This window comes from Bifidobacterium avesanii (genome assembly GCF_009299475.1).
Classification (GTDB): domain Bacteria; phylum Actinomycetota; class Actinomycetes; order Actinomycetales; family Bifidobacteriaceae; genus Bifidobacterium; species Bifidobacterium avesanii.
The window spans coordinates 1-25,452 of record NZ_WBSN01000013.1 but is presented as its reverse complement, the minus strand read 5'-3'; the positions used below and the strand labels follow the sequence as shown (position 1 = coordinate 25,452).

Here is a 25,452-nt window from a genome sequence, read left to right as displayed (position 1 = left end):
CAGCCGGGCGGCTCAGTCGAGCACGCGCAGGATGGACGGCTCGCCGGTCACGAAGTCGAGCTGCTGCACGGCCTTGACCGTGTTGCGCAGGGTCACCTCGTCGGTCGGGTGCGTCACGATGCGCAGCTGCTGGATCTCGCCGTCGTAGCCCGGGTCCACGGCCGTGGGCTTCAGGTCCTGGTTGACGCCGTTGATCGACACGCCGTTCTTCGCGAACTCGGCGGCGATGGCGGCCAGCACGCCCGGCTTGTCATGGATGAGGAAGCGCACGGCGAACGCGGCACGGGAGGCGTCGGCCGGGGCGAACGGCAGGTTGTTGTACAGCGGGATCTCCGGGCCGGTGCAGCCGGCGGCGATGTGGCGGGCCTCGGTGACCACGTCGCCCACCACGGCGGACGCGGTCGGGTCGCCGCCGGCGCCGCGGCCGTAGAACATGAGGTCGTCGGCCGCCTCGGCCTTGACGAACACGGCGTTGAAGCTGCCGTGCACGCTGGCCAGCGGGTGGGTGTCCGGCAGCAGGGCCGGGTAGACGCGCGCGGAGACGCCGGCCTCGGAGCGCTCCACCACGGCGAGCAGCTTGATGACCTTGTGCTCGGCGGCGGCCGCGGCGATGTCGTCGGCGGTGATCTTGGTGATGCCCTCGACGCTCACGTCGTCGATGGTGACGTTGGTGTGGAAGCCGAGCGTGGCCATGATCGCGGCCTTGTTCGCCGCGTCGTAGCCCTCGATGTCGCCGGTCGGGTCGGCCTCGGCGTAGCCCTTGGCCTGCGCGTCCCTGAGCACGTCATCGAACTGGAGGCCCTTGGTGGTCATCTCGTCGAGGATGTAGTTGGTGGTGCCGTTGACGATGCCGAGCATGCTCGTCACCTTGTCGCCCACGAGGGACTCGCGCAGCGGGCGCAGGAACGGGATCGCGCCGCCCACGGCCGCCTCGAAGTAGATGTCCACGCCCTTGTCCGCCGCGGCCTGATAGATCTCCGGGCCGTACTTGGCGAGCAGGGCCTTGTTGGCGGTGACGACGGACGCGCCGGACTCGATGGCCTTGAGCACGAAGGTGCGGGCCACGGTGGTGCCGCCGATGAGCTCGATGACGATGTCCGCCCTGGTGCACAGGCCGGCGGTGTCCGTGGTGAGGAGGGACTTGTCGATCCACGGGTAGTTGACCTCGTCCGGGTCGAGGCAGGCCACGCCCACCAATTCGATCGGGCGGCCGATGCGCTTGCCGAGCTCCTCCTTCTGCTCGACCAGCAGGCGGGCGGTGGCGGAGCCGACCGTGCCGGCTCCCAACAGTGCAACGCGGATCGGGGTGGTGTTCTCGGCCACGGTTCCTCCTCAGGAAAGCGATTGGAAAGACGGTGTTCCGCCTTTCATCCTACGGACTCGCGCGGACGCGGGGCCTTTGCCGATCCGCGTCCGCCCGTGCTCAGTCGCCCGTGCTCAGTCGCCCGTGCTCAGTCGCCCGCGCTCAGTCGCCCGCGCTCACTCGCTCACGTCGAGGGCGAGCAGGTCGTCGATCGTCTGGCGGCGGATCATCACGTGCGCGCCCGCCTCGCCCACCGCGACGACGGCCGGGATGAGCGCCTGATTGTAGTTGCTGGCCATCGTGCGTCCGTACGCACCCGTGACCGGCACGGCGAGCACGTCGCCGCGGCGGATGTCGGCCGGCAGCTGCACGTCGTGCACCACGATGTCGCCGGACTCGCAGTGCATGCCCACCACGCGGCACAGCGTCGTCTCCGCCGACCCCGCTCGGTTGGCGAGCAGGGCCGTGTAGGCGGCGCCGTACAGGGCCGGGCGGATGTTGTCGGACATGCCGCCGTCCACGGAGACGTAGGTGCGCGTGGTGCCGTCGGACAGATGCACGGGCTTGACCACGCCCACGCGGTACAGGGTCACGCCGGCGGGGGCCACGATCCAGCGGCCGGGCTCGAAGCTGACGGCGGGCTCCGGCATGCCGAGCGCGCGGTTGACGTGATGCACCGCCTCGGCGAGGCGCCCGAGCTCGCGCTCGACGTCCATGGAGTCCTCGCCGTCGGTGTAGGCCACGGAGTAGCCGCCGCCCAGATCCACCTCGGGCAGGGTGATCGCGTCGGTGGCGTAGAAGGTCTTGCGCAGGAGCATCATGCGCTTGGCGGCCTGGATGAACGCGTCGGCGTCGTGGATGTTCGACCCGATGTGCGAGTGGATGCCCACGAGTTCCAGATCCTCGCCCAGCGCGGCGATGTCCTTGAGCACGGCAAGCGCCGGGCCGTCGGCCACGAGGCTCATGGCGGCGGCGAGGGCGCGGTCGGCGGGGCTCACCTCCTCGTGGCTCAGGTCGTAGGGGTAGCGCACGTCGTAGCGCAGGGTGCGCCGGTGCGGGGCGGCGTGGCCGGCGGCTTCCGCGGCTTCCGCGGCTTCGGCGGATTCGCCGGCTTCGGCCATGCGCGCGTTCGAACCGGCGGGGGTCACGGCGGCGAGGTCGTCGAGCACCTTGAGCGCGTCCGCGTCGGCGCCCGCGGGCAGCAGCGGCACGCCGAACTTCTGGTCCTCGTGCGCGGTGGAGATGTACTCGTGCCCGCCGGCGTGGATGCCGGAGGTGACGCGTAGCATCACGCGGGCGCGCTTGTCCAGCCGGCGCGCGATGGCGGCGATGCGCGCGGGCTCGCCCGGCTCGTCCACCACGATCTTGGCGAAGCCCTGCTCGATGGCGAGCGCGATCTCCTCGTCGGACTTGTTGTTGCCGTGCAGCACCAGACGGCGGCCCGGCGCGCCGGCGGCGAGCGCGATGCGCATCTCGCCCATGGTGCAGGTGTCCACATACATGCCGGCCGCGGTGACGAGGCGCACGACCTCCTTGGACAGGAACGCCTTGCCGGCGAAGCTCACGTGCGTGGTGGAGTTGCTGAACGCGTCCGCGGCGGCGCGCACGAAGCGGCGGGCGCGGGCGGAGACCTCATCCACGTCGATGAGGTAGAGCGGCGAGCCGAACTCGTCGAGCAGGCCTTCGGCCGTGCTCCCGTGGAACGTCAGCGCCCCGGCGGCGTCGAACGCCGTGGCCTCGGGCCAAATCTCGCTGGGGCGGCGGCCTGGGACGCCGCTCCGGTCCTGTTCGTTGCGCTGCTCATTACGCTGTTCGTTCATGCGGGGCTCCTGACGGTTGTGCGGGCAAAATCACTGGCAAAATGCAGACTGCATCCCAGCCTACGCGACCATGGGCTTCGCGGGCGCCGGCGTCCCTCATTGCGGGAACGCGCGCTTGCGGGCACGCAGCCCTTCCGCGCCGCATCGCCCATCGCCCCGATCACTTCACAATCACCTCAATTCACCTCAATCGCCCCCTGAAAGCGCTTTCAGCTCTTCAAGGACCGGCTACGTAGCGCGTACTTTCGATTTGTGTAGTGGTTTTTCGCATCTCGCCAAGTAGCCATGACGTCATTCCGGCGAAATTCCAATACGGCTATCCGGCAAATCCCCAAAATCAACCGCACAAATCGGAAATGCCACTCGCGACTGCCCGTCAGCCCGTGCAAAACGCCCTTGCAACACGTAGTTTGTGAGGTTTTCATCCACGCGAAGCCCCATACGCGCGGCGCCCATGCGAGCTCCACGTTCCCCCGTACGGTCAGGTTGTCGCAAGTCCCATACGCGCGGCGTCCGCCACGCCATCGAACAGTCGCGGGCCACGTTTTTGTCGCGGCAAGCCCCGCATGCACGGCATCCACACATTCCGTATATGGCGTTCCGCCCCTACCCGTCCCGGGCGAGCTTGCAAAACAGACTGCTCTCATTTTCGCGAAGAGCCACGCCCACGGCGTTCGCAGCCGCTCGTTCGCCGCATCCTTCCCCAACAAGCGGCGCAACATCCCCTCATGCGCCTGCCGCACCGAGCACGCAGACTTCTGCATCCGCGGCTTTCCGAAGACGCACCGCATCATGCGTCACCCTGCAGTCAGCCGGGCCGACGCGCGTCACGCGGCCGACTCCAACGCACGTTCTTTTCCCGCATGCTCCCGGCATATCCGCGAGCCGCGAGCCGATTGCTTTCCGCCCGCCCACGAACCAAGCCACGGGCACACGCCCACGACCCTCCGCGAGCGACCGCCGGAGTCTACTCCCTCACGGGCGCGGGCTGGGGCTGGGCGGCGGCGCGGCGCGTTCCCTCACCCGGCACGCGGATCTGTCCGTAGATCAGCGCACGCGTAAAGTGCTGTGAGCACAATCCCTGTGATTCCGCCGGCTCATTGCAGCCGATGATCCGGCAAGTCGTATCCAACATGGTCATACCTCTCTCTTCAATGCGAGAGGGTCGTCAAAGTCTCTTCCTTAGGACTCCGTGTGCCCCCGTTCACTTATGACCATAGCCGTCCCACATGCTGAACACAAGCACGTCAAAGGATTGATACGTATCAACGACACGCGTGAGCGCTCACAGTGACGAACATCACATATTCAAACAACAAAAGCCGTCATTCCGCCGTTTTCCCCTGCGGGAAACCATCGGCGGGATGACGGCTTCGTATTCGCTACCACGATTATCGGAAATGTCTGGTATAGCGCAACCTGAGCCGCACGGGCTCAGGTTTCATACCCCCTAACGCCACGCATGAACGCCGCGCGCATCACGCGCGACGCAGACATGCGCAACGCACGCATCACATGCGCTCGGGCGCGGACACCCCCAGCAGGTCGAGACCGGCGGCGATCACCGTGCGCACGGCGTCATTGAGCTTGAGGCGGGCGGCGGCGCGCTCCGGCGACGGGTTCTTGGCGATCTCCAGCGCCTCGCGGTCGGCCTCGGACTGGCGGGACTCCGGCTCGGTGAGCTCCATGGGCACCACGCGCTCCACGTTGTACCACTTGTGGTATGCGGCGGCCAGATCCTCCAGATAGCGGGCCACGCGGTGCGGCGCGCGCAGATCGCCGGCCTGGGCCACGGTCGCGGGCCACTGGGCGAGCGCGGCCAGCACCTCGCCGTCCACCGCGGTGTCCAGCAGGGACAGGTCGGCCTTCGCGGCGTCGATGCCGGCCTCGGCGGCATTGCGGTCCACGTTGCAGGAGCGGGCGTGCGCGTACTGCACGTAGTACACCGGATTGTCGTTGGTGTGGCTGGCGAGCAGGTTGAGGTCGATGTCGAGCGGCGAATTGTAGTCGGAGCGGGCCAGCGAGTAGCGCGCGGCGTCCACGCCCACGGCCTCGGTGAGGTCGTCGATGGTGACCACGTTGCCGGCGCGCTTCGACATGCGCACGGCCTTGCCGTCCTTGAGCACGTTGACGAGCTGGCCGATGAGGATCACCATGTTCTCGCCCGGCTTGTCGCCGAACGCCGCGCACATGGCCATCATGCGGCCGATGTAGCCGTGGTGGTCGGCGCCGAGCATGTAGATCGCCACGTCGGCCGGATCCTGCGCGCGGTGGCGCTTGTTCCAGTAGTAGGCGATGTCCGCGGCGAAGTAGGCGAACTCGCCGTTGGACTTGATGATCACGCGATCCTTGTCGTCGCCGTGCTTGGTGGACTCGAACCAGGTGGCGCCGTCCTTCTCGTAGATGTCGCCACGCTCGCGCAGCTCGGCGATCGCGCGGTCCACCTCGCCGTCCTTGTAGAGGCTGTTCTCGTGGAACCACACGTCGAAGTTCACCTTGAAGTCCTTCATGGACTTCTGGATCTCGGTGAACATCATCGGCACGGCGCGCTTGCGGAACTCCTCGCGCAGCGCGGAATCGGACTCGCCCACCGGCTCGCCGTCCGCGTTGAGACCCTGGTCCTCGTGCTGCAGGGCCGTGAGGTCCACGCCGTCGGCCTTCGCCTCATCCTCGACGCGGCGGGCGATCTCGTCGATGTACGCGCCCTTGTAGCCGTCGAACGGCGTCTCGGTCTGGTATCCCCTGTCCCCCAGATTATTGTCGCGGGCCCACGCGGCCACGAGGGACTTGGCGAAGCGGTTGATCTGCTCGCCGTGGTCGTTGAAGTAGTACTCGCGCACCACCTTGGCACCGTTGGCCTCGAGCACGCGGGCCATGGAGTCGCCCACGGCGGCCCATCGGGTGCCGCCGATGTGGATCGGGCCGGTGGGGTTGGCGGAGACGAACTCGAGGTTCAGGGTCTGGCCGCCCAGATGCGCGTTGCGGCCGAACGACGGGCCGGCCTCGAGCACGGCGTCCACGATCGCCGCGGCGGACGCGGAGTCGAGCGTGATGTTGATGAAGCCGGGGCCGGCGACCTCCACGGACTTGATGCCCAGGTCTTCGGCGAGCGCGGCGGCGAACGGTTCGGCCAGGTCGCGCGGCTTCATGCCGGCCTTCTTGGCCAGCTGCATGGCGATGTTGGACGCCCAGTCGCCGTGCGCGCGATCCTTGGGCCGCATGACGACCAGCTTCTCGACGGGCGGGATGAGATCGTCGGTGAGCTGCCCGGCCTTGCCGGCGGCGACGAGCTCGTGCGCGATCTTGGAAATCAGTTCACTTAAAGCTTCAGGACTCATTCTTCCAAGGATACCGTCGCGTCTGACAGGGCGTCCGACAGAACATCTGACAGGGGCGGACGACGCTCGACGGGACCGGCGCGGCTTGGAATCATTTCCGAATACGCGCATACGGGGATCGCGCCGGCTTGGCAGGTTTGGCGTCATGAGCCGCGGCCCTCGGCGCACATTCCTGTAACGGTTTTACAAAAAGTGCGGTTTGAAGGGTCCTCCGGCGTCTCTTTTGTAACGGTTTTACAGAGGAGACGCCGTACGGGCAGTTTCGGCGTCTGTTTTGTAAAACCGTTACAAAATCGACGGTTTGGCGGCGTTTACAACGTCGTTGTTGTAATTGTTTTACAAAAGTGGCGGCGGGGCGGAGCGCGATCGGGCCACGGACATCGCGCGGATCGGGGAGGCACAAGACACCGCCGCGCAAGGCAGCGCCACGCAGGACAGTGTCGCGCAAGACAGTGTCGTGCAAGACGTCACCGGGAGATATTACCGGGGAGACAACATCACGAGACACCTTCACGGAGACGGCATCGCGGAAACAGCGCCGCGAAGATAGCGCCACGGAGGCGGATTCACGGGGCTGCGAAGACAGATTCACGGGATGCGGAGACGGAACCGCGGGACGCGGAGACATGGAGCATCCGCGGTTCCCGCAGTACCGCGCTCGAGTTCATCAGGAGACACAAAGCGGGCGGCCGCACGCTCGCGCAACGGCCGCCCGCCCAGCCTCACAGCGCGGCGATGGCGTCGATCTCGACCAGCGCGCCCTTGGGGATCATGTTGTTGCCGAACGCCACGCGCGCGGGCTTCACGGAGCCGATGAACACGTCGGCGTACACGGCGTCGACCTCCTTGAAGTCCTCCACGTTCTTGAGGTAGATCGTCGCGCGCACCACGTGCTCGATGCCGGTGCCGGCCGCGTCGAGGATGCACTTGATGTTCTTCAGGGCCTGAGCGGCCTGCTCGCCGGCGGTCGCGCCCGCCAGTTCGCCGCTGGCCGGGTCGATGCCCAGCTGGCCGGAGACGAACACGAAGCCGTTGGCCTTGACCGCCTGGCTGTACGCGCCCAGCGCCGCCGGAGCCTGGGACGTCGCCACTTCTTCCATCTTCTCGCTCATCGTCTACCTCGCTTCGATTTGCGTTGATTCGTATCGATCGGACGGCACCGCGCCGTCGACACCGCCCACTCTAGCCGCCCGCCGACGGCCGCATCCCCGCACCGCCCGCCTGCCGGACGGACGCACATACGCAAAAGCGGAATCTCAAGGCCTTAAACCATTGGAATTCCGCTATTCCTGTGGGCTCGAAGGGGTTCGAACCCTCGACCTTCTGTTCCGGAGACAGACGCTCTATCCACTGAGCTACGAACCCGGTGCGCGGGCCTTGCCCAAGCGCAACTTCTCCATACTACGGCACGCGGCCCCCGGCGGCAAGCCGAACGGCCAAAACACGACGGACCGGCGCGAATCACCGGCAAAGCGGCCCGCCCTCGTCCGCGACACGCCCCTAGAATGGTGCCATGCAAGACGATTTCGAATACGAACGCCGGTTCTTCTGCCGCGAGATGCCCGCCGAGCTGGACGACGGCGACGCGCCGACGCTCATCGTGCAGAGCTATTACGTGCACGCCGACAACTACGCGCTGCGCGTGCGGCTGCGGACCAATCAGGTGCGCGAGGCGATGACGCCTGACGCGGATCCGATCGAAATCCTCAAACGCCACCGCGACGCGTTCACGCGTGCGACCGTCACCGTCAAGGGGCCGTCGGTGGGCGGCACGCGCTACGAGGCAGAGCGGGACATCGACGCGGCGATCGCGGCCGAGCTTGTCATGCGCGGCGGCGCGCCGATTGTGAAGAACCGGTACGCGGCGTGGATCGGCGAGGACGGCTGGAACATCGACGTGTTCGGCGGGCGCAACGCCCCGCTCGTGGTGGCCGAGGCGGAGCGCAGCGGTCCGGTGACGAACCTCATCATCCCGCGGTTCTGCGTGAGCGAGATCACCGACGATCCTCGCTTCTCCAACGACGGCTTGGCCGCGCGCCCGTACGCCGACTGGGCCGGCGACTACGAGCGCGAGCTCGCCGAGCAGGGTCCGCGCCTGCTCACGTTCTTCGGCAAGAACCGGCGGGAGGAGTAGGCGTCCGCCCGTCGGCGCGCTCAGTACATGAGCGTGGCGAGGCGGCGGCGGGCGCGCTTGAGGCGCTCGTCGGTCGGCTCGGGGATGGCGAAGTATTCGAGCAGACGCTGGCGCACCGGCTCGAGATCGGCCTTGTGCCCCGCGGCGAGGTAGTCGAGCAGACGGTCGAAGGCGTCCTCGATCTGCCCGCCGATCATGTCGATGTCCGCCACGGCGAGCTGCGCCTCCACGTCGTCGGGACGGTCCGCGGCGGCGGCGCGCACCTCGCGCACGTTCGCGGAGCCGGAGCGGGCGAGCAGCAGCGCCTTGGCGCGTTCGCGCGCGGCGAGCTTGTCGTTCGGATCGGATTCGAGCACCTGCGCGTAGGCGGCCGCGGCGCCGGCGTAGTCGCCCTGCGCGGCGAGGGAACGGGCCTGCTGGTGCTCCGGCGGAATCTGCTCAGCCTGCTGCGCGCCGGCCGCATTCCCGTCATCGGAGCCGGAGGGGCCGTCCTGACGCGGCGCGGTGCCGGTGACGCCGGACTGCTGGGCCATCTGGATGATCTGCGGAATGAGCGTGTCGGTGATCTGCTGCAGCTCCTCGTCGCCGGGCAGGCCCTGCATGATCGGCATCGGTCGGCCGTTGATGAGCGCGAACAGCGCCGGGGCGCCCTGCACACGCAGCGCCTGCGCGATGGAGGGTGCGGCGGAGATGTCGATGCGGGACAGCTGGATCTGGCCGTTGAGCTTGTTCACCGCGTCGCCGAGCGTGCGGGCCATGGCGAACAGGCGGTCGTCGGTGGGGACCCACAGCATGAGCAGGATCGGGAACGTGGCCGACGTAGCGACCATCGACTGGAACGACGCCTCGGTGGTGTCGATCACGTAGCCGCCGGCCGCGGGCGCGCCGCCCGCCTGTCCCGGCTCCGACTTCACCTGATGCTTGAGCGCCTCCAGATCGACGGCGCCCGCCAACGAAACTCCCGGCTTGAACGGCTCGGCCATATCCACACACCTTCCTTGCGTGCCCCTTGCATGATGCAAAATGCGTTATCCGCATGCCATTGTAGTAACGCCGGGCCAGCCACGCGATTTCTGACCTCACGCCGCCGCAAAGACGGGTTGCACGCCTCGCCAAAATGGCGGAATTCCGTAGGCTCGCCCCTTCAAAAACCCGTTTCTTCAACATGCGTTAGGTCAGAAATCGACATGACTTCCTGAGGATGTGCCGTTCGCATGCGTCCGCTGCATTGGAGAGGACAAACGGGCGTGATTTCATGCAGCCGCACGGCGCACGCGTACGGTTTTGCATCGGTCCGATACGATTTGCGCCATGCATCGTCTTCAGCCGTACGGTTTCATATCAGGACGATATGATTCCGTTCATCCGCACGGTATACGCGTACGGTTTCGTATCACCGGGATATGATTTGCGCCATCTGCGGACGCCCGATGCACGTTCCCGTATCACACCGATATTTTTCGGAACACCTGCGCCGTACATGCGTACGTTTTCATATCGGTCCGATATGATTTGCGCCTCCAACGGGCACCGGCGACGTTCACGAGCCATCGGACGACCGGCGCATCAAACATCAAACGACCCGCGCAGCCAGCCGTGTCACCGGACATGGTGGATCACGCGACTCATGCAACTTCGAGGCACACCGTTACCCTATTCGCGCGCAGTAAACCGAGCAACGCGCGCGGAGGCCGTCGTCCGAAGGAAGGCAAACGCATCCAAATCGCGTCCACCGGACACGGTGAAATTCGCGCGGCGCGTGCGACTTCAAGGCGCACCGAGGGAAGGCGTGCTAAGGCACGTCGAGCCTGAGGAAAGGCGGCATACGCTCCGTTGCTCGGTTTACAGAGCTTCGACCTTGACGGGCTGCCGCTCAGCCCCCACCGCCTGGATCTTCGCGCCGGAGGACGCCTGCGGCACGTAGAGGGCGACGACGTTCACATAGGTGACCTTGAGCGTGCTGGTGGCGGTGGCGCCGCCGAAGAGGGCGGTTTCGTCGGCGGAGGCAGGGAGGGATTCGCGGCCCTCGCCGGCCTGGCGGGTCCATTCGGAGTTGATCTGTGCGACGACGAGATCGCCGCCGTCGCTGGAGCGCATGATGGAGATGGCGTCGGGCTCGGCGGAGAAGGTCTGGGTCTGGGTGCCGCGGTTGGCCTCCATGCCCTGCTGGACGGTGGCCGTGGTGGTGGCGATGGTGGAGCGGAAGTCGTCGTCGGCGAACTCGGAGGCGTACTGGCTGTTCGTGCCGTTGGCGAGCACGTCGGCGTAGTGGGCGACGGCGTCGGCGGGCGTGGCTACGAGGCCTTCGTCGTCGGCGTGGCCCATGGAGGCGCCGATCTTGGGGACGGCGAACTTGGGCAGCTGCGCGCCGGCGAGGAGCCGGACGACGCCCCAGAGCTTGTAGTTCTGGTGCGCGGAGGACTGGTTCATGACGAGCAGGCGCTGCGTCTGGCGGTCCTCGGTGGTGGTGGTGATGGTGAAGACGGACCGCGGCCAGCCGGTGTCGGTGGGGATGACGGTCTGCTCGATGTCGGACGGGATGGTCGCGTACTTGGTGATCGAGCCGGTGGCCTGAGCGGTGGTGAGCTGGCTGGTGCGCACGGCGAGCGCCGGGCCTTCGACGACCTCGGCGAGCTTGGACGGGTCCTTGGCATCGTCGGCCTGCTTGAGCGCGTCGAGGATGTCGGCGCGGATCTTGGCCTCCTGATCGACGTTGAGGTCGGGCGTCTTCGCAGTGGACGTGGCGGAGGCGGCCATCTTGGGCACGGGACCGTCGCAGCCGGCCATGCCGCCCAGCGCGGCGATGGCGGCGAGCGCGGCGAGCGCGCGGACGGCGAAATTGCGGGTGCTGTTGCGGTTGATGCTCATGGCGTCACTCCTTTCCTTCGTCGTTGGCATGATCGTCGCCGGCGTCGTCGGCACCGGACTTGGAGGCGGCCTCCTCGGCGGCCACGCGGGCGAAGTACGCGGCGAAGTCCTCGGGGGTGATCACGGTGGTGGCCTCCTCGTCGGCGGATTCGCGCTTCTCCGCCGTCCGCCCGGCGGCATCCGGCTCCTCGACGGTTGTCTCCGCGGCCGAAGCCTCCTCGGTCCGCTCGGGCTCGGCCGTCTGATCGGTCGCCTGTTCAGACGCCTGCGCGGCCTGCTCGGCCACCAGATTCCTCGCGCCCACATCGACCACGACCGGCCCGGGCGCCACGGACGAGGCCACGCCGCCCACACCGGTCGTAGCGGCCACGCCGGTCGCGTTATCCAGACGCGTGTCCTCCGGCTGCGGCGTGGTCCCGGCCGCGCGGCGGGCGTGGCGGCGGTGGCGCTTGGCCCCGCCGAGGTGCAGCATCGAGGCGATCGCGCCGAAGAACGATCCGACCGCGCCGAACACCAGATGCGGGATGGTGATCTCGATCTCCTCCCTGACGCGGGCCGCGGGGGTCTCCACGTCGGCGCCCTTCTTGCGGCGCTTGGAGGGGTGCATGGCGAACAGCGAGGCGGACAGCACGGCGGCGAGCGCGCACATGCCGCCGATGAAGTACAGCGGGGTCGCGTAGTCGGGCAGCGTGGAGCGGGTCCAGTGCATGGTGACGGTGAGCTTGGCGGAGTCGTTGTTGTCCGCGGCGGCGTCGGCGTTGGTGTCGATGAGCAGCGGCAGGGCGTTGTCGTCCGCGGTGCGCTTGACGCTCACGGAACCGGTGCCGCAGGTCACGGCGGCCCACATGTCCGACTGTTCGAGGGTCACGTCGCCGTCCTGCGACTGCACGCTGCCGGTCGCCTTGGCGGCGGCCGTGGAGATGGACGACCATGAGCTCAGTCCGGTCAGGCGCGTGTAGTCGTGCCCGGCGATCCATCCGGCGATGTCGCGCGAGAGTCCGGAGACGACGCACAGCTTGGTGCTCGCGGAGGAGGAGACGTCGACGGTGACGTCGTCGTCGACGAGGGAGAGCAGGCCCGGATCGGTGACCGTGTAGCGTGTGTCGCTTACGGCGGTGGCCTCCACCTGCGCGTTAGGCTTCCACTCGGTCGCGTTGAGCAAACCGAGCGCGATGAACGTGACGGCCAGCAGGCCGAAGATAGGCGTGACGACGCCGCGCATGATGGTGGCGCGACGCGGGTTCTTGCGTTCCTTATCTGTCATAACACCGACCATTCTACAATCCCTTCACTTTTACGCCCAGTTCGCCCCGCCTCGGGCAAAATCAGCAAGTGCCGCTACGCTAAGGCGTATGATTCACGACTTTACCAAGCGTTCCTTAATGAAGGGCGTGGCCGCGTGCTGCGGCGCCGCCATGATGATCGCCCTCGCCGGCTGCGGAAGCGCGCAGGGCACGAACACCGCGTCCCCGTCCTCCTCCGGATCCTCCTCGTCCTCCGGCGTGGGCGCCCTGACGGAGATGACCGGCATCACCGCGTCCAACGAGGTCGGCCAGAAGCCCGCCATCGCCCTGCCGACCGTGCCGTACAACGTGCCGGACGGCGGCTACCAGATCCTGCAGCAGGGCAACGGCGCCGCGCTCGAGGACGGCACACGCATGTGCATGCAGAGCGTGGCCGTGAGCGCGAAGACCGGCGCGGAGATCTACTCCAGCTGGGACGCCGCGCCCGACTGCTCGGTCACGCTGGAATCCTCCTCGCTCAGGAACGGCCTGTACGACGTGCTGAAGCAGCAGAAGGTCGGCGCGCTCATCGCACTGGGCGTCAACGACACCACCGCCACCGACGACGCGCAGAAGTCCTACATCATGGCCACCACGATCGTCTCCGCGTCCAAGGACTACACGCGCGCCGAGGGCGACGTGGTCACCGACGTGCCGTCGAACCTGCCGAAGGTCACGCTGGACGATTCCGGCAAGCCGTCGATCGACATGAACGGCTATCAGGGCGACGGCCAGCTCGTGGCCCAGCCGCTCATCAAGGGCAAGGGCGCGACCGTGGCGGAGACCAACACCGTCAAGGTGAACTACACCGGCTGGCTCACCGACGGCACGCAGTTCGACTCCTCGTGGGACCGCGGCTCGGCGGCGGAGTTCTCGCTCAGCCAGGTGGTGACCGGCTGGAAGGAGGGCCTCGCGGGCCAGACCGTCGGCTCGCAGGTGCTCGTGATCGTCCCGCCGGACAAGGGCTACGGCAGCACCGCCTCCGGCTCCATCCCGGCGAACTCCACGCTCGTGTTCGTGGTGGACATCCTCGCCGCGTACTGATCGAACGCGGGACGTTCCGCTGTTCCCGCCGTTTCCTCCCTGTTCCCGCCGTTTCTGCCTAATCTGCGTGCGCAAATTGCGATATTGGGCAGATTCATGAGCTGAGAGGCTCCGAGAAGCCGCTCACGTCATGTTTCTGCCCAATATCGCAAAATCCGGTAGCGGATTGGGCGGAAACGTAATAAAGCGCCCGCCGTGGGACCATTCCGCGGCGGGCGCTTTGCATAATGGGAGCTCTTGAGGCTCCCGAGACTCCTGCAAGCTCAGAACAGGCGCAGTTCGTCGGATTCGGCGCCGCGCATCTCGTCGTAGTCGAGGATGAGGCAGGTGAAGCCCCGGTCCTCCGCGAGCACGCGCGCCTGCGGGGTGATGGTCTGCGCGGCGAAGATGCCGTGCACCGGGGCGAGCAGCGGGTCGCGGTTGAGCAGCTCGCAGTAGCGGGTCAGCTGCTCCACGCCGTCGATGCCGCCGTGCCGCTTGATTTCGATGGCCACGTGCTCGCCGTTCGCGTCCGTGGCCATGATGTCCACCGGGCCGATGGCGGTCGGGTATTCGCGCCGCACGAGCTTGGCGCCTTCGCCGATGCGCTCGATCTGTTCGGCGAGGTAACGCTGCAGGTGGTCCTCGACGCCCTCCTTGATGAGCCCCGGGTCCTCGCCGAGGTCGTACTGCGCGTCGGAGTAGACGTGGTAGAGCTTCACGTCGAGGATGTCGCTGGACTTGTCGGCGGCCACGCGCAGCACCTTCACGGGCGCGGGCTCGGCTGTTTCCCCGGCCCCAGCGGCCTCGGCGGGCTCGGCGGCGGGCTCCGGCTCGATCTCCTTGAGCGTACAGGGCGCGGCCATCCAGTTGAGCGGCTTGTACGATCCGAGCTCGGAGAAGATGAGCAGGCTGGAGTCGGCCTTGATGAGCAGCACGCGCTTTGCGGGCGGCAGGGAGGCGGTCAGGCGGCCGGAATATTCGGCCGAGCAGTCGGCAACTATGATTCGCACGAGCCCTCACCCTAGCGTACGCGTCCGTCAAACGCCAATCTGCGCCGTTCGCAAGCCGCCGACGCCCGCCGCCGCACATCCGCCACCGACGCCACTGCACGTCATCACCTGTCACCACACCCGTTGCTGCACCCGTCACCGATGCCGCCACACGTCATCACCCGCCACCACATCCGACATTCGTTCCAACCTGTGCCCGCAAAAACATAGGTTGGAACGAATGACGGGAAAACACGGCCATTTGGAAGCAATTTTGCCGTTGATCGTTCCAACCTGCGAATTTCGGGGCACAGATTGGAACGATCGACCGAAAAACGCCAACCTTCCGTATGCGCGCATACGGCAGCAGCACGACCACGTAGGCGAACTTGTGATCCAACAACCTTCCGTATACGCGTATACGGCGGAGACGTCGGAACACCCCGCACAGCGCAGGCAGCGTATACGCGTATACGCCCACGACGCCGGAAGCGGTCTGTGCACGCACTCCGCGTATACGCGTATACGCAAATGACGCCGAAACCGCATCCACGGCGTCCGGAACGTATACGCGTATACGGAGGAGAACCGGCGCGGAGACGGCACACGGACAGACGCACGGACAGACGGGCGAGCGGAAGACATGGCACGCAAATATGCGAAAGGGCGGGTGCGGAACTTCACGAAAACGGAAAGTTCCGCACCCGCCCTGCAAGCGGATTGCCGTTGGGCCGGATCCCGCGATCAAGCGATCACAAGATCACGCGATCACAAGATCACGCGGCCTGTTCGGCGCTCACCTCGTCGGAGCAGTGCTCCACCGCCACGGTGAGCTTATTCGAGTCGAAGGCCACGAAGCCGTCCTCCACGTTGAAGCCGTGGCGGGCGCCCTCGGCGTCCGTCACGACCACTTGGCCGGAGTTGACGACGACGAGCACGGGCTCATGATTCGGCAGAATGCCCATGCCGCCTTCGGAGGCGGGCACGGTCACGCTCGCCGCCAGCCCCGACCACACCGGACGGTCGGAGGCGACGATCGTCACCTGCATCGTGGTTTTCTCGGCGGCCATCAGGCACCGAGCTCCTTCTGCATGTCATGCCACTTCTTCTCGAGGTCGTCGATGCCGCCGATGCCGGAGAACGCCTGCTCCGGGACGTCGTCGTACACGCCGTCGCAGATGCGGGTGAAGGCCTCGATGGTCTCGTCGGCCGGCACGTAGGAACCGGGGCGGCCGGTGAACTTTTCCGCCACGTAGAAGTTCTGGCCGAGGAACTGCTCGATGCGGCGGGCGCGGGCGACGGTGGTCTTGTCCTCCTCGCTCAGCTCGTCAATGCCGATCAGGGCGATGATGTCCTGCAGTTCCTTGTTGCGCTGCAGGATGGCCTTGACGCGGTTCGCGCAGTCGTAGTGCGCCTGGCCCACGTAGCGCGGATCGAGGATTCGCGAGGTGGAGCTCAGCGGGTCCACGGCCGGGTAGATGCCCTTCGAGGCGATGTCACGGGAAAGCTCCGTGGTCGCGTCGAGGTGGGCGAAGGTCGTGGCCGGGGCCGGGTCGGTGTAATCGTCGGCCGGCACGTAGATGGCCTGCAGCGAGGTGATGGAGTGGCCGCGCGTCGAGGTGATGCGCTCCTGCAGGGCGCCCATCTCGTCGGCCAGGTTCGGCTGGTAGCCCACGGCGGAGGGCATGTGGCCCAGCAGCGTGGAGACCTCGGAACCGGCCTGCGTGAAGCGGAAGATGTTGTCGATGAACAGCAGCACGTCCTGGTTCTGCACGTCGCGGAAGTACTCGGCCATGGTCAGTGCGGTCAGCGGGACGCGCAGACGGGTGCCCGGCTGCTCATCCATCTGGCCGAAGACCAGGGCGGTCTTCTCGAGCACGCCGGCCTCGGCCATCTCGCCGATCAGGTCGTTGCCCTCACGGGTACGCTCGCCGACGCCCGCGAACACGGACACGCCGCCGTGGTTCTGGGCCACGCGCTGGATCATTTCCTGAATCAGCACGGTCTTGCCCACGCCTGCGCCGCCGAACAGACCGATCTTGCCGCCCTGCACGTACGGGGTCAGCAGGTCGATGACCTTGATGCCCGTTTCGAACATCTGGGTCTTGGACTCCAGCTGGTCGAAGGACGGGGCGGAACGGTGGATGGACCAGCGTTCCTTGACCTCGATGTGCTCGTCCGGCTTCTTGTTGAGGATGTGGCCGGTCACGTCGAACACGTGGCCCTTGGTCACGTCGCCCACCGGGACCTTGATCGGCTCGCCGGTGTCCTCGACGGTGGCGCCGCGGACGAGGCCGTCGGTCGCCTTGAGGGCGACGGTGCGGACGATGGAGTCCTCGAGGTGCTGCTCGACCTCAAGCGTGATCTCGCGATCCTGCTTCTCGCCCTCCTCGCCGGCGCCGCCGGCGATCTTGACCTTCAGGGCGTTGTAGATCTCGGGCAGGTGTCCCACCGGGAATTCGACGTCGACGACCGAGCCCTGGACACGCGTGACGCGGCCCTTCGCCGGCCCTTCGACCGAGGCGTCGGGCGCAGTGGTCTGAACTTGATCAACCATGTGCGTTCCTACTCTTCCTTCTTGTTCAGCGCGTCGGCGCTGCCGATGATTTCGGTAAGTTCCTGGGTGATCGAGGCCTGGCGCGAAGTGTTGAGCTTGCGGGTCAGGTCGCCGATCAGATTGCGCGCGTTGTCCGTGGCGGTGTGCATGGCGTTCTGCCTACAGGCCGTCTCCGACGCGGCGGAGGTCAGCAGACACTCATGGATACGCGACTGGATGTACTTGGGAAGCACCGCGTCGAGCACTTCCTCCGTGCTGGGCTCGAAGCTGTACAGCGGGGCGGTCTTGGCCACCTCGATCTCCTCGGCCGCGGTTTCGGCCTGCACCAGCTCCACGGGAAGCATGCGCAGCACGCGCACCTTCTGCACCACCATGTTGACGAATTCGGTGAACACGATGTAGAGCTCGCCGACGCCGCCCTGGGCGGCCGGCTTCATGTAGGCTTCCATGAGCGCCTTGGAGATCTGCTCCGCGACTTCGGCGCCGGGCTTGTCGCTGTCGCCTTCCCACGTCTGCGCAACCTCACGGCTGCGGTACTTGTAGTACGTCACGCCGCGGCGTCCGTACACGTACAGCAGCGGGTGCTTGCCCTCCTGGTCGAGGCGGGCGAGCAGACCCTCGGTTTCGCGGATCACGGAGGAGGTGTAGGCGCCGGCCATGCCACGATCCGCCGTCAGGGCGAGCACGGCAACGCGGTCGTTGCCCGGCTCGCCCTTGAAGATCGGATGCGTGATGTGCGTGTGCGCCACCAGCGCCTGCACGGCGTCGGAAATCGCATCGGAGTACGGCTTCGCATCCAGGGCGACCTTGCGAGCCTTGGCGATGTGCGAGGACGCGATCATCTCCTGGGCGTTGAAGATCTTCGCCAGCGATTCGGTGGAGGCGATCCTGCTCTTGAATGCGAGTTGCGAGGCCATGGCTTACTGAGCTCCCTTGGACTTCTTGTCGGCGACGAGCTTCTCCTGCTCGACCTCGGCGCGCGGGTCCACCGCGGGCTTCTTGTCGACCAGCGGCTTGCCGGAGACGGACACGTACGTGGTGCGGTACTCCTCGATCGCCTTGTCCAGCGCCTTCTCGGTGTCGGCCGTGAAGTCGCCGGTCTCGCGGATCGTCTTGAGGATGTCGGTGTTGTGCTCCAGGTAGTCCAGCATGCCGTGCTCGAACGGGAGCACGTCGGCGATCTCGAGGTCGTCGAGCTTGCCGTGGGTGCCGGCCCACACGGAGGCCACCTCCTGCTCCATCGAGTACGGGGAGAACTGCGGCTGCTTGAGCAGCTCGGTCAGACGCGCGCCACGGGCCAGCTGGGCCTTGGAGGCCGCGTCCAGATCGGACGCGAACATCGCGAAGGACTCCAGCGAGCGGTACTGCGCCAGCGAGATCTTCAGCGTGCCGGAGACCTTCTTGAGCGCCTTGGTCTGCGCCGCGCCGCCGACTCGGGACACGGAGATGCCCACGTCCACGGCCGGGCGCTGGTTGGCGTTGAACAGATCGGACTGCAGGAAGATCTGGCCGTCGGTGATGGAGATCACGTTGGTCGGAATGTACGCGGAGACGTCGTTCGCCTTGGTCTCGATGATCGGCAGGCCGGTCATGGAACCGCCGCCCAGATCGTCGGACACCTTCGCGCAGCGTTCCAGCAGACGCGAATGCAGGTAGAAGACGTCGCCCGGGTACGCCTCGCGCCCTGGCGGACGACGCAGCAGCAGCGAGATCGAACGGTAGGCTTCGGCCTGCTTCGACAGATCGTCGAAGACGATGAGCACGTGCTTGCCGTGGTACATCCAGTGCTGGCCGATGGCCGAGCCGGTGTACGGGGCGATGTACTTGAAGCCGGCGGAGTCGGAGGCCGGGGAGGCCACGATGGTGGTGTACTCCATGGCGCCCGCGTCCTCGAGGCTCTGGCGCACCGAGGCGATGGTCGAACCCTTCTGGCCGATCGCCACGTAGATGCAACGCACCTGCTTCTTCGGGTCGCCGGACTCCCAGTTCGCCTTCTGGTTGATGATCGTATCGATCGCGATGGCGGTCTTGCCGGTCTGGCGGTCGCCGATGATGAGCTGGCGCTGGCCGCGGCCGATCGGCGTCATGGCGTCGATGGCCTTGAGGCCGGTGGACAGCGGCTCATCGACCGGATGGCGGTGCATCACGTCGGGGGCCTGAGCCTCCAGGATGCGGCGGCCTTCCGTCTTGATCTCGCCGAGGCCATCGATGGGCTCGCCCAGCGGGTTCACGGTACGCCCGAGGTATCCATCGCCGACGGGCACGGACAGCACCTCGCCGGTACGACGCACTTCCTGGCCCTCCTCGATGCCAGCGAAGTCGCCGAGGATAACCACGCCGATCTCGCGGGCGTCAAGGTTGAACGCCAGGCCAAGCGTGCCGTCCTCGAAGGTGAGCAGCTCGTTGGCCATGCAACCAGGCAGTCCCGTCACGTGCGCAATGCCGTCGCCGGCCGTGGCCACATAGCCCACTTCCTGAGTGGGAGTGCCCGACGGCTTGTACGAATCGACGAAATCGTCGAGCGCCTTGCGTATCGTGGCGGGATCAATGGTTAATTCTGCCATGATCACTCCTTATTGTTGATAAAAATCCTTCTCGTCGCGTCAGCCGACCGTGCGCTTGAGGCGCTGCAGCTGAGCGACCACTGTGTGGTCGGTGACTTCCGAGCCGTACTGGACGCGCATGCCGCCCATGACCGCCGGATCCACCACGGAGTTGATGTGCACCGGGCGTCCCAGCTTCGCCGTGTAGGTAGCGGTCAGACGCTTGATCTGCTCGCCGGCCAGCGGCACGGCCGTCGTCACGGTGACCATCGTCTCGCCCATGTGCCTCGACAGCTTGTTGATGAGCCACTGGATGATGGTCAGGTAGCGGCGATTGCGCAGGGCGCGCGTCGCGTGGATGGCCAGGATCTCGGTGACCGGATCAAGCTTCTGCCCGGCGAGCACGGCCTTGAGGAAGGCCACGCGGTCGGCTTCGGGGGTGTAGGGATCCGAGAGCTTGGAACGCACCTGCGGCAGCGCGAGGAACGCGGAGTGCAGCTGCGCGAGCTCGATCGAGACGCGCAGGGTCACGCCGCGGGCGTCCGCGAGGTACATCACGGAGTCCACGCCGAAATCCTCCACCGCGTTGCCCAGATGGCTCATGCGGCTCCAGCGGCGGCCCACCACATCATGCAGGATATCGACGGTCAGCGGGTGCGCCTTGCCCTGAAGCAGGTCGTCCACCAGCTTGGCCTTGTCCTCGACGGGACGTGAAGGATCGCTCAGCGCGCGCTGCAGACGCTTGTTCTGGTCAAGCAGCCCGGTGAAGCTGAACAGCTCCTGGTAAATGCGCTCGTTCTCCAGACCGGCGGCCCGGAGCTTGGGCGCAAAACTGTCGCGGGACTCGCGGTCCGCGATCAGTGAAGCCTCTCCTTGCATGTCACCTCCTTGACTTGGATTCGTGCTGTGATTGGGCCGGTCACGCGGCCTGGTCCTTGTCGATGTCGTCGATGAGCGAATCGATCATGGACGACTGCACATCGGCGTCCTGCAGCTTGGCGCCGAGGATCTTGCCGGCCAAGGCGGTGGCGATGACGCCGACTTCGCCCTTGAGGCTGACCAGGGCCTGCTGCTGCTGGGACGCGATGGAACGCTGGGCGTTCGCGGTGACCTGAGCCGCTTCGGACTCGGCGCGGGAACGGGCGTCGGCGATGATGTGCGAGGCCTCGGCACGGGCGTCGTCGCGGATCTTGGCCGCCTCGACGCGGGCGTTGCTCAGCTGGGACTCGTACTTCTCCTTGGCCGCGTCGGCTTCCTTCTGGGCCTGCTCGGCCTTGGCGATGCCGCCTTCGATCTTGGCCGCGCGCTCGTCGAAGATGCTCTGGAACTTGGGCAGGAAGAACTTGTAGAAGAAAATGGCGACGATCACGAGGATGACCGCGCTCCAGAAGATGTCGAAGGTCTTCGGGAGGAACAGGTCAATGCCCTGGGTTTCTGCCAATGTCTCCATATCCGCCTCCTTTCAGGTGATTCGTCTTGGGCTTGGGGTTGTTATGCCGTTACGCCGGACGGATCAGCGGAAGATGAAGCCGCCGATGAAGCCCAGAAGGGCCAGGAACTCGACCAGGCCGAAGCCCAGCCACATCAGCGTCTGGATGCGGCCGCCGAGTTCGGGCTGGCGGGCGGTGGATTCGATGGCCTTGCCGAAGATGATGCCCACGCCGATGCCGGGGCCGATGGCGGCCAGGCCGTAACCGACGGCGCTCAGGCTGCCGCTGACCTCTGCGAGAGTAATGAGATCCATGGTTGTTTCCTTTCTTATTGGCTTCCGGGCGGGAAGAGACCAAATTGAAAAATCTTGGGGAACCTACCCGGGGATTAGTCTTCCTCGGGGTAGCTCAGGTTGATGTACACGCAGCTCAGCGTGGCGAAGATGAACGCCTGCAGGGCGGCGACGAACGCCTCGAACAGGGTCATCACGAAGCCGAACGCGAAGGTGACCACGCCGAACGCCGCGAGGGCGTTGTGCGCCTCGATGAGGAAGAACTGCGTGGCGGAGAAGCACAGCGCCACGATCAGGTGGCCGGCCATCATGTTCGCGAAGAGTCGGATGGCCAGGGACGCCGGGCGGATGAGCACGATGTCGATGAGCTGCATCGGGGCGAGGATCACGTAGACCGGGATCGGCACGCCGGCGGGTAGCAGCTCGTCCTTGAGGAACTTGCCGAGGCCCTTGCCCTTGCATGCGGCGATCCAGTACTGCACGAACGTCCACAGCGCGAAGAACACCGGCATCATGATCGTGGCGGTGGCCGCGATGTTCATGCCGGGGATGATGCCGCAGATGTTGAACACGAGGATCGTCATGAAGATCGTGGTGATCATCGGCACGTAGCGGCGGCCGCGTTCCGAGCCCATGACCTCGTAGACGATGTTGTTGCGCACGAATTCCAGCAGCCACTCCACGGCGCCCTGCCAGCGGCCCGGGATGAGCTTGGCACGCTTGGCGGTGATGCCGAAGACGAGCAGCAGGACCACGGTGGCGATCAGACGCACCATGACGATGCGGTTGATGGCGAACGGGGTGCCCTGGAAGACGAACGCGTCAGGCAGGAAGTCGTCAATCGATGGAACTTCAAAGTCCGCCAGCGTGCTCGCAGCGGTCGCGAGACTCAGCGCACCTGTCATCTCGTACCTCCTTCTAACTCAAACATCACTCAATATAGCCCCAGCCGGCCCGGTGTGTGTGACGGAATCGTTACTTTGACCCGCCACGCGTTGCCCGTGCTGGGCTCCGTCGGCGCGCCACATTTCGTGAACGCTCACAGTGCCGGCTTCTCAAGCCTTCGGTATGGTTTACGCCCGCATTCGGACCGGGTCATGTGAACGCGCCGATTTCGGTCCATCATGCGTCCACAATGCGGACACACACAGCTAATCAAACATTTCCGCTGTGCGATGTCGGGATGCAGGTCACACCTCCTCGTGCGTTCGCGGGTGGGGTTGCGGGGACGGCTGCGCGGGTTGCGCCGCCCTGGGCCGTACCCGTCAGGCCCCGTGCGGGACGAGCCCGTAGCCGTCGGTGAGCAGCGGGCGGTAGTCGTCGGAGCGCGGGCCGCCGGGCTCGTGGCGGATCGAGCGATCGGTCCCGAGCCTCTTCTCGGCGCGCAGGCGCGGCACCTCGGTCAGGTCGTACGGCGTGGTCTGGTAGACCCAGTTGAGCCAGTTGCGCCACAGCAGGTTGGCGTGCGCGCGCCACGCGAACAGGGGCTCCAGCGAGGGATCGTCGTGCGGGAAGTAGTTCTTCGGGAAGGGCACGTTGGTCATGCCCTTCTTCATGTCGCGCTCGTACTCCTCCGCGAGCGTGTACTTGCCGTACTCCCAGTGGCCCAGCGCGAACACCTCGGAGAAGTCGCGCGTGGCGATGAGGCCGGGGCCGGACTGCGGCCCCCACGTGAGGATCTGGAGGTCCGGGTTGGCGCGCACGTCGTCCTCGTCCACGCCGGCGAGGCGCGAGTGGGGCTGGAGGGCGATCTCGTCGAAGCCGTTGGTCAGGAAGCAGTACTCGTCCTGCAGGTACTGCGGGAACACGCCGAAGATCTTCTCGGGCAGGTCGCGCTTATGCACGCCGTAGCGGTAGTACAGCGCGCCCATGGCGCCCCAGCACAGGTAGATGGTGGAGAACACGTGCGTGGACGCCCAGTCGAGGATCCGCTTGAACTCGTCCCAGTAGTCCACCTCCTCGAACGGCATGTGCTCCACCGGCGCGCCGGTCACCACGAAGCCGTCGTAGTAGTTGTCGCGGAACGCATCCAGATTCTCGTAGAACTTCACCAGATGGTCGGCGCTCACATGCGTGGCCTCGTGCGTGGAGGTCTTCATGAAGTCGATCTCCACCTGCAGCGGCGACTTGGAGATGAGGCGCAGCAGCTGCGTCTCCGTCTCGATCTTCTTGGGCATGAGGTTCAGGATCACCAGTTTGAGCGGGCGGACGCGCTGACGCTCCGCCTCGGGCTTCTCAAGCGCGAAGATGCGCTCCGAGTCGAGGATGTCTCTGGCCGGCAGGCCGCTGGGGATCTTGATAGGCATACTCCCCATTATGACAACACGCGCGGCCGGGCGACACCCGGGAGGCGACGGTTGGCCATCGAAAGCGCTTATGGCCGATCATCGGGCCGCGTGATAGCGGGAGCTCCGGGGCTGCCCATCCGACGTCCGTCAATCCGTCAATCCGTCATTCGTTCCAACCTGACGCCCCGAAAACGCAGGTTGGAACGTTTGCGGCATGGTGGCGTGTGCGCGGGCGGACGGACGCGTGCGTTACACATGGATGGATTTTCGCGTCACCGTTCGAGCCGCGTGATGGCGGGAGCTTTGGGGCTCCGTCCCCGCCCTTGCCCGCCGTGACCCGCCTGGCTTGCTCGCCCGCCTGGCTGCTCGCCCGCCTTCCATTCACGCCCGATGCCCGCACCCTCCGTTCACGCCCTCCGTCCGTCCGGCCCGCTCATGTCATTCTCGTCCCCGCCTTCCGTAATTGTTCGCTCTCAGATGAATACACGCCGACGGCTTGACTTTCCCAAATCATCCCGTATCTTAGGTTGAGCTGTCTGAAACAAGACAAGCCGACGCGGGGTGGAGCAGCTCGGTAGCTCGCTGGGCTCATAACCCAGAGGTCCATGGTTCAAATCCATGCCCCGCTACCAATTGAAAGGCCGGAATCGCAAAGGTTCCGGCCTTTTGCATTTCCGGGTGGATTGGTCCCGGCCGCCCGACGCCGTCGCCCGATCCGGTCAGAATCCGGGCAATCCGTCAAGCTCATCAATCGCATCAAGCACATTCCGCTCGCCGCAGCCGGAATAATATCCATCCGTACGAAAACGGACGCGGAGACGACCCAAGCGGGCGAAATAATATCGGCCCGTACGGATTGGGACGCTGACACGCTCCAAGCGTCCGGATTCATATATACGTATATGGAAACTGACGCCAAGCGCCGCCATCCGGGCAAAATAATAGGTATGCGTACGGGAACGGACGCAGGCATGCCTTCGACGGCGCATATCGGCAATACGCAGGACATATCGGCAACGCACATCTCGTATGGGCTCTCATATGGGCGCGGATGCAAACGGATGCGGATCAGCGGATCACCGGCCGACCACGGAAGCACGGATTTTTCATCGCCGTCATCGGCATTCCGGCCTTCTCCATGGAAATGTCGCCGTTCCGTTGTCATCAGGCCGGCAGCAAACCACGATCGGCCGACGGCAAACCCAATGGCCGCGCTCGGCCGGCCCGGAACCGACGCGCTATGCCGGCACTATGCCGGCAAACGGTTCCATACCGAACCGATCAGCCCAATCCGAGCAACCCAACCTCGCAAATTGAGCGGATCCGATGTCGTGCAGGACCCAATCAGTTCGCGCCGCACTGAATTCGCTCAATCCATGCGCATCCATCCGCAAATTGAGCAGATCCAATGCCGTGCGCCGTCCAATGGGGGTGCGGACTTTTTCTTGGACGACTACACCGCCAGCCCAAGGTGTCTGCGGTATTGCACCGGGCTCATCCAGCCCAGCGACTTCTTGATACGGGTCCCATTGTAATGGGACAGGTAGGCGGCCAGGCGCGCGTGGAACTCGTCGTAGCCC

General features: G+C 65.9%; 21 protein-coding genes and 2 tRNA genes. 3 read left to right on the top strand and 20 right to left on the bottom strand.

Going from position 1 to position 25,452, the window contains the following annotated elements; translation table 11 throughout:
* Positions 1 to 12 precede the first annotated feature (12 nt).
* The 6 genes from DSM100685_RS07460 to DSM100685_RS07440 form a co-directional block, all read right to left on the bottom strand.
* Positions 13 to 1,323 (bottom strand): homoserine dehydrogenase, encoded by a 1,311-nt coding sequence (locus tag DSM100685_RS07460; protein WP_152350729.1) that lies wholly within the window; start codon positions 1,321 to 1,323, stop codon positions 13 to 15.
* Between the two features lie 156 nt (positions 1,324 to 1,479).
* Positions 1,480 to 3,123: a diaminopimelate decarboxylase family protein gene (locus tag DSM100685_RS07455; protein ID WP_152350728.1), complete on the bottom strand. Its 1,644-nt coding sequence runs from the start codon at positions 3,121 to 3,123 to the stop codon at positions 1,480 to 1,482.
* A 291-nt stretch (positions 3,124 to 3,414) separates the two neighbouring features.
* A complete protein-coding gene (locus DSM100685_RS10750; RefSeq protein WP_170284996.1) occupies positions 3,415 to 3,579 on the bottom strand; it encodes a hypothetical protein in 165 nt (54 codons plus the stop codon).
* A gap of 1,055 nt (positions 3,580 to 4,634) precedes the next feature.
* A complete protein-coding gene (gene argS, locus DSM100685_RS07450; protein ID WP_152350727.1) occupies positions 4,635 to 6,461 on the bottom strand; it encodes an arginine--tRNA ligase in 1,827 nt (608 codons plus the stop codon).
* A 722-nt stretch (positions 6,462 to 7,183) separates the two neighbouring features.
* Positions 7,184 to 7,573 carry a Rid family detoxifying hydrolase gene (locus DSM100685_RS07445; RefSeq protein WP_152350726.1) on the bottom strand — a complete coding sequence of 130 codons (390 nt, stop codon included), beginning with the start codon at positions 7,571 to 7,573 and terminating at the stop codon, positions 7,184 to 7,186.
* A gap of 180 nt (positions 7,574 to 7,753) precedes the next feature.
* A tRNA-Arg gene (locus DSM100685_RS07440) sits at positions 7,754 to 7,826 on the bottom strand.
* 148 nt (positions 7,827 to 7,974) lie between these two features.
* On the opposite strand from DSM100685_RS07440, the gene DSM100685_RS07435 reads away from it, so the two are divergent.
* Positions 7,975 to 8,595: a CYTH domain-containing protein gene (locus DSM100685_RS07435; protein WP_152350725.1), complete on the top strand. Its 621-nt coding sequence runs from the start codon at positions 7,975 to 7,977 to the stop codon at positions 8,593 to 8,595.
* A gap of 20 nt (positions 8,596 to 8,615) precedes the next feature.
* Here DSM100685_RS07435 and DSM100685_RS07430 read toward each other — a convergent pair whose 3' ends face one another.
* The 3 genes from DSM100685_RS07430 to DSM100685_RS07420 form a co-directional block, all read right to left on the bottom strand.
* Positions 8,616 to 9,578, bottom strand: a complete 963-nt coding sequence (locus tag DSM100685_RS07430) for a tetratricopeptide repeat protein (RefSeq protein WP_152350724.1) — start codon at positions 9,576 to 9,578, stop codon at positions 8,616 to 8,618.
* An 859-nt stretch (positions 9,579 to 10,437) separates the two neighbouring features.
* A complete protein-coding gene (locus tag DSM100685_RS07425) occupies positions 10,438 to 11,463 on the bottom strand; it encodes a DUF8094 domain-containing protein (RefSeq protein ID WP_152350723.1) in 1,026 nt (341 codons plus the stop codon).
* A gap of 4 nt (positions 11,464 to 11,467) precedes the next feature.
* Positions 11,468 to 12,727: a hypothetical protein gene (locus DSM100685_RS07420; protein ID WP_152350722.1), complete on the bottom strand. Its 1,260-nt coding sequence runs from the start codon at positions 12,725 to 12,727 to the stop codon at positions 11,468 to 11,470.
* A gap of 88 nt (positions 12,728 to 12,815) precedes the next feature.
* On the opposite strand from DSM100685_RS07420, the gene DSM100685_RS07415 reads away from it, so the two are divergent.
* Positions 12,816 to 13,790 carry an FKBP-type peptidyl-prolyl cis-trans isomerase gene (locus DSM100685_RS07415; RefSeq protein ID WP_152350721.1) on the top strand — a complete coding sequence of 325 codons (975 nt, stop codon included), beginning with the start codon at positions 12,816 to 12,818 and terminating at the stop codon, positions 13,788 to 13,790.
* A gap of 263 nt (positions 13,791 to 14,053) precedes the next feature.
* On the opposite strand, the gene nucS is transcribed toward DSM100685_RS07415, so the two are convergent.
* The 10 genes from nucS to DSM100685_RS07365 all read right to left on the bottom strand — a co-directional run bounded on the left by nucS (position 14,054) and on the right by DSM100685_RS07365 (position 23,890).
* The gene (nucS, locus tag DSM100685_RS07410) at positions 14,054 to 14,782 is read right to left on the bottom strand and encodes an endonuclease NucS (RefSeq protein ID WP_152350720.1); all 729 of its coding nucleotides are present in this window, start codon (positions 14,780 to 14,782) and stop codon (positions 14,054 to 14,056) included.
* Positions 14,783 to 15,537: 755 nt separating this feature from the next.
* Positions 15,538 to 15,831, bottom strand: coding sequence for a F0F1 ATP synthase subunit epsilon (locus DSM100685_RS07405; protein WP_152350719.1), 294 nt, complete (start codon positions 15,829 to 15,831; stop codon positions 15,538 to 15,540).
* Positions 15,831 to 17,318: a F0F1 ATP synthase subunit beta gene (atpD, locus tag DSM100685_RS07400; RefSeq protein ID WP_152350718.1), complete on the bottom strand. Its 1,488-nt coding sequence runs from the start codon at positions 17,316 to 17,318 to the stop codon at positions 15,831 to 15,833. Before atpD ends, DSM100685_RS07405 begins: the two co-directional genes overlap by 1 nt.
* A gap of 8 nt (positions 17,319 to 17,326) precedes the next feature.
* Positions 17,327 to 18,235, bottom strand: a complete 909-nt coding sequence (locus tag DSM100685_RS07395) for a F0F1 ATP synthase subunit gamma (RefSeq protein WP_152350717.1) — start codon at positions 18,233 to 18,235, stop codon at positions 17,327 to 17,329.
* A 3-nt stretch (positions 18,236 to 18,238) separates the two neighbouring features.
* On the bottom strand, positions 18,239 to 19,882 hold the full coding sequence (gene atpA, locus DSM100685_RS07390; RefSeq protein ID WP_152350716.1) for a F0F1 ATP synthase subunit alpha: 1,644 nt from the start codon (positions 19,880 to 19,882) through the stop codon (positions 18,239 to 18,241).
* 39 nt (positions 19,883 to 19,921) lie between these two features.
* Positions 19,922 to 20,740, bottom strand: a complete 819-nt coding sequence (locus tag DSM100685_RS07385; protein ID WP_152350715.1) for a F0F1 ATP synthase subunit delta — start codon at positions 20,738 to 20,740, stop codon at positions 19,922 to 19,924.
* A 40-nt stretch (positions 20,741 to 20,780) separates the two neighbouring features.
* The gene (locus DSM100685_RS07380) at positions 20,781 to 21,311 is read right to left on the bottom strand and encodes a F0F1 ATP synthase subunit B (RefSeq protein WP_152350714.1); all 531 of its coding nucleotides are present in this window, start codon (positions 21,309 to 21,311) and stop codon (positions 20,781 to 20,783) included.
* A gap of 63 nt (positions 21,312 to 21,374) precedes the next feature.
* Positions 21,375 to 21,605, bottom strand: a complete 231-nt coding sequence (atpE, locus tag DSM100685_RS07375; RefSeq protein ID WP_152350713.1) for an ATP synthase F0 subunit C — start codon at positions 21,603 to 21,605, stop codon at positions 21,375 to 21,377.
* A 74-nt stretch (positions 21,606 to 21,679) separates the two neighbouring features.
* A complete protein-coding gene (atpB, locus tag DSM100685_RS07370) occupies positions 21,680 to 22,489 on the bottom strand; it encodes a F0F1 ATP synthase subunit A (protein WP_152350712.1) in 810 nt (269 codons plus the stop codon).
* Positions 22,490 to 22,849: 360 nt separating this feature from the next.
* A complete protein-coding gene (locus DSM100685_RS07365; RefSeq protein ID WP_152350711.1) occupies positions 22,850 to 23,890 on the bottom strand; it encodes a homoserine O-succinyltransferase in 1,041 nt (346 codons plus the stop codon).
* 537 nt (positions 23,891 to 24,427) lie between these two features.
* Between DSM100685_RS07365 and DSM100685_RS07360 the strand changes: the two genes are divergently transcribed.
* A tRNA-Met gene (locus DSM100685_RS07360) sits at positions 24,428 to 24,504 on the top strand.
* A gap of 821 nt (positions 24,505 to 25,325) precedes the next feature.
* Here the strand turns inward: DSM100685_RS07360 and DSM100685_RS07355 are convergent.
* Positions 25,326 to 25,452, bottom strand: a 127-nt coding sequence (locus DSM100685_RS07355) for an IS3 family transposase (RefSeq protein ID WP_152349903.1), incomplete at its 5' end; no start/stop codon positions are given.

What these genes read in the sequence shown, in the direction of transcription:
- DSM100685_RS07455 (WP_152350728.1), bottom strand. Translation starts at nt 3,123, where the DNA reads ATGAACGAACAGCGTAATGAGCAGCGCAACGAACAGGACCGGAGCGGC.
- DSM100685_RS10750 (WP_170284996.1), bottom strand. Translation starts at nt 3,579, where the DNA reads ATGGGCGCCGCGCGTATGGGGCTTCGCGTGGATGAAAACCTCACAAAC.
- argS (WP_152350727.1), bottom strand. Translation starts at nt 6,461, where the DNA reads ATGAGTCCTGAAGCTTTAAGTGAACTGATTTCCAAGATCGCGCACGAG.
- DSM100685_RS07445 (WP_152350726.1), bottom strand. Translation starts at nt 7,573, where the DNA reads ATGAGCGAGAAGATGGAAGAAGTGGCGACGTCCCAGGCTCCGGCGGCG.
- DSM100685_RS07435 (WP_152350725.1), top strand. Translation starts at nt 7,975, where the DNA reads ATGCAAGACGATTTCGAATACGAACGCCGGTTCTTCTGCCGCGAGATG.
- DSM100685_RS07430 (WP_152350724.1), bottom strand. Translation starts at nt 9,578, where the DNA reads ATGGCCGAGCCGTTCAAGCCGGGAGTTTCGTTGGCGGGCGCCGTCGAT.
- DSM100685_RS07425 (WP_152350723.1), bottom strand. Translation starts at nt 11,463, where the DNA reads ATGAGCATCAACCGCAACAGCACCCGCAATTTCGCCGTCCGCGCGCTC.
- DSM100685_RS07420 (WP_152350722.1), bottom strand. Translation starts at nt 12,727, where the DNA reads ATGACAGATAAGGAACGCAAGAACCCGCGTCGCGCCACCATCATGCGC.
- DSM100685_RS07415 (WP_152350721.1), top strand. Translation starts at nt 12,816, where the DNA reads ATGATTCACGACTTTACCAAGCGTTCCTTAATGAAGGGCGTGGCCGCG.
- DSM100685_RS07405 (WP_152350719.1), bottom strand. Translation starts at nt 15,831, where the DNA reads ATGGCCGCCGAGAAAACCACGATGCAGGTGACGATCGTCGCCTCCGAC.
- atpD (WP_152350718.1), bottom strand. Translation starts at nt 17,318, where the DNA reads ATGGTTGATCAAGTTCAGACCACTGCGCCCGACGCCTCGGTCGAAGGG.
- DSM100685_RS07395 (WP_152350717.1), bottom strand. Translation starts at nt 18,235, where the DNA reads ATGGCCTCGCAACTCGCATTCAAGAGCAGGATCGCCTCCACCGAATCG.
- atpA (WP_152350716.1), bottom strand. Translation starts at nt 19,882, where the DNA reads ATGGCAGAATTAACCATTGATCCCGCCACGATACGCAAGGCGCTCGAC.
- DSM100685_RS07385 (WP_152350715.1), bottom strand. Translation starts at nt 20,740, where the DNA reads ATGCAAGGAGAGGCTTCACTGATCGCGGACCGCGAGTCCCGCGACAGT.
- DSM100685_RS07380 (WP_152350714.1), bottom strand. Translation starts at nt 21,311, where the DNA reads ATGGAGACATTGGCAGAAACCCAGGGCATTGACCTGTTCCTCCCGAAG.
- atpE (WP_152350713.1), bottom strand. Translation starts at nt 21,605, where the DNA reads ATGGATCTCATTACTCTCGCAGAGGTCAGCGGCAGCCTGAGCGCCGTC.
- atpB (WP_152350712.1), bottom strand. Translation starts at nt 22,489, where the DNA reads ATGACAGGTGCGCTGAGTCTCGCGACCGCTGCGAGCACGCTGGCGGAC.
- DSM100685_RS07365 (WP_152350711.1), bottom strand. Translation starts at nt 23,890, where the DNA reads ATGCCTATCAAGATCCCCAGCGGCCTGCCGGCCAGAGACATCCTCGAC.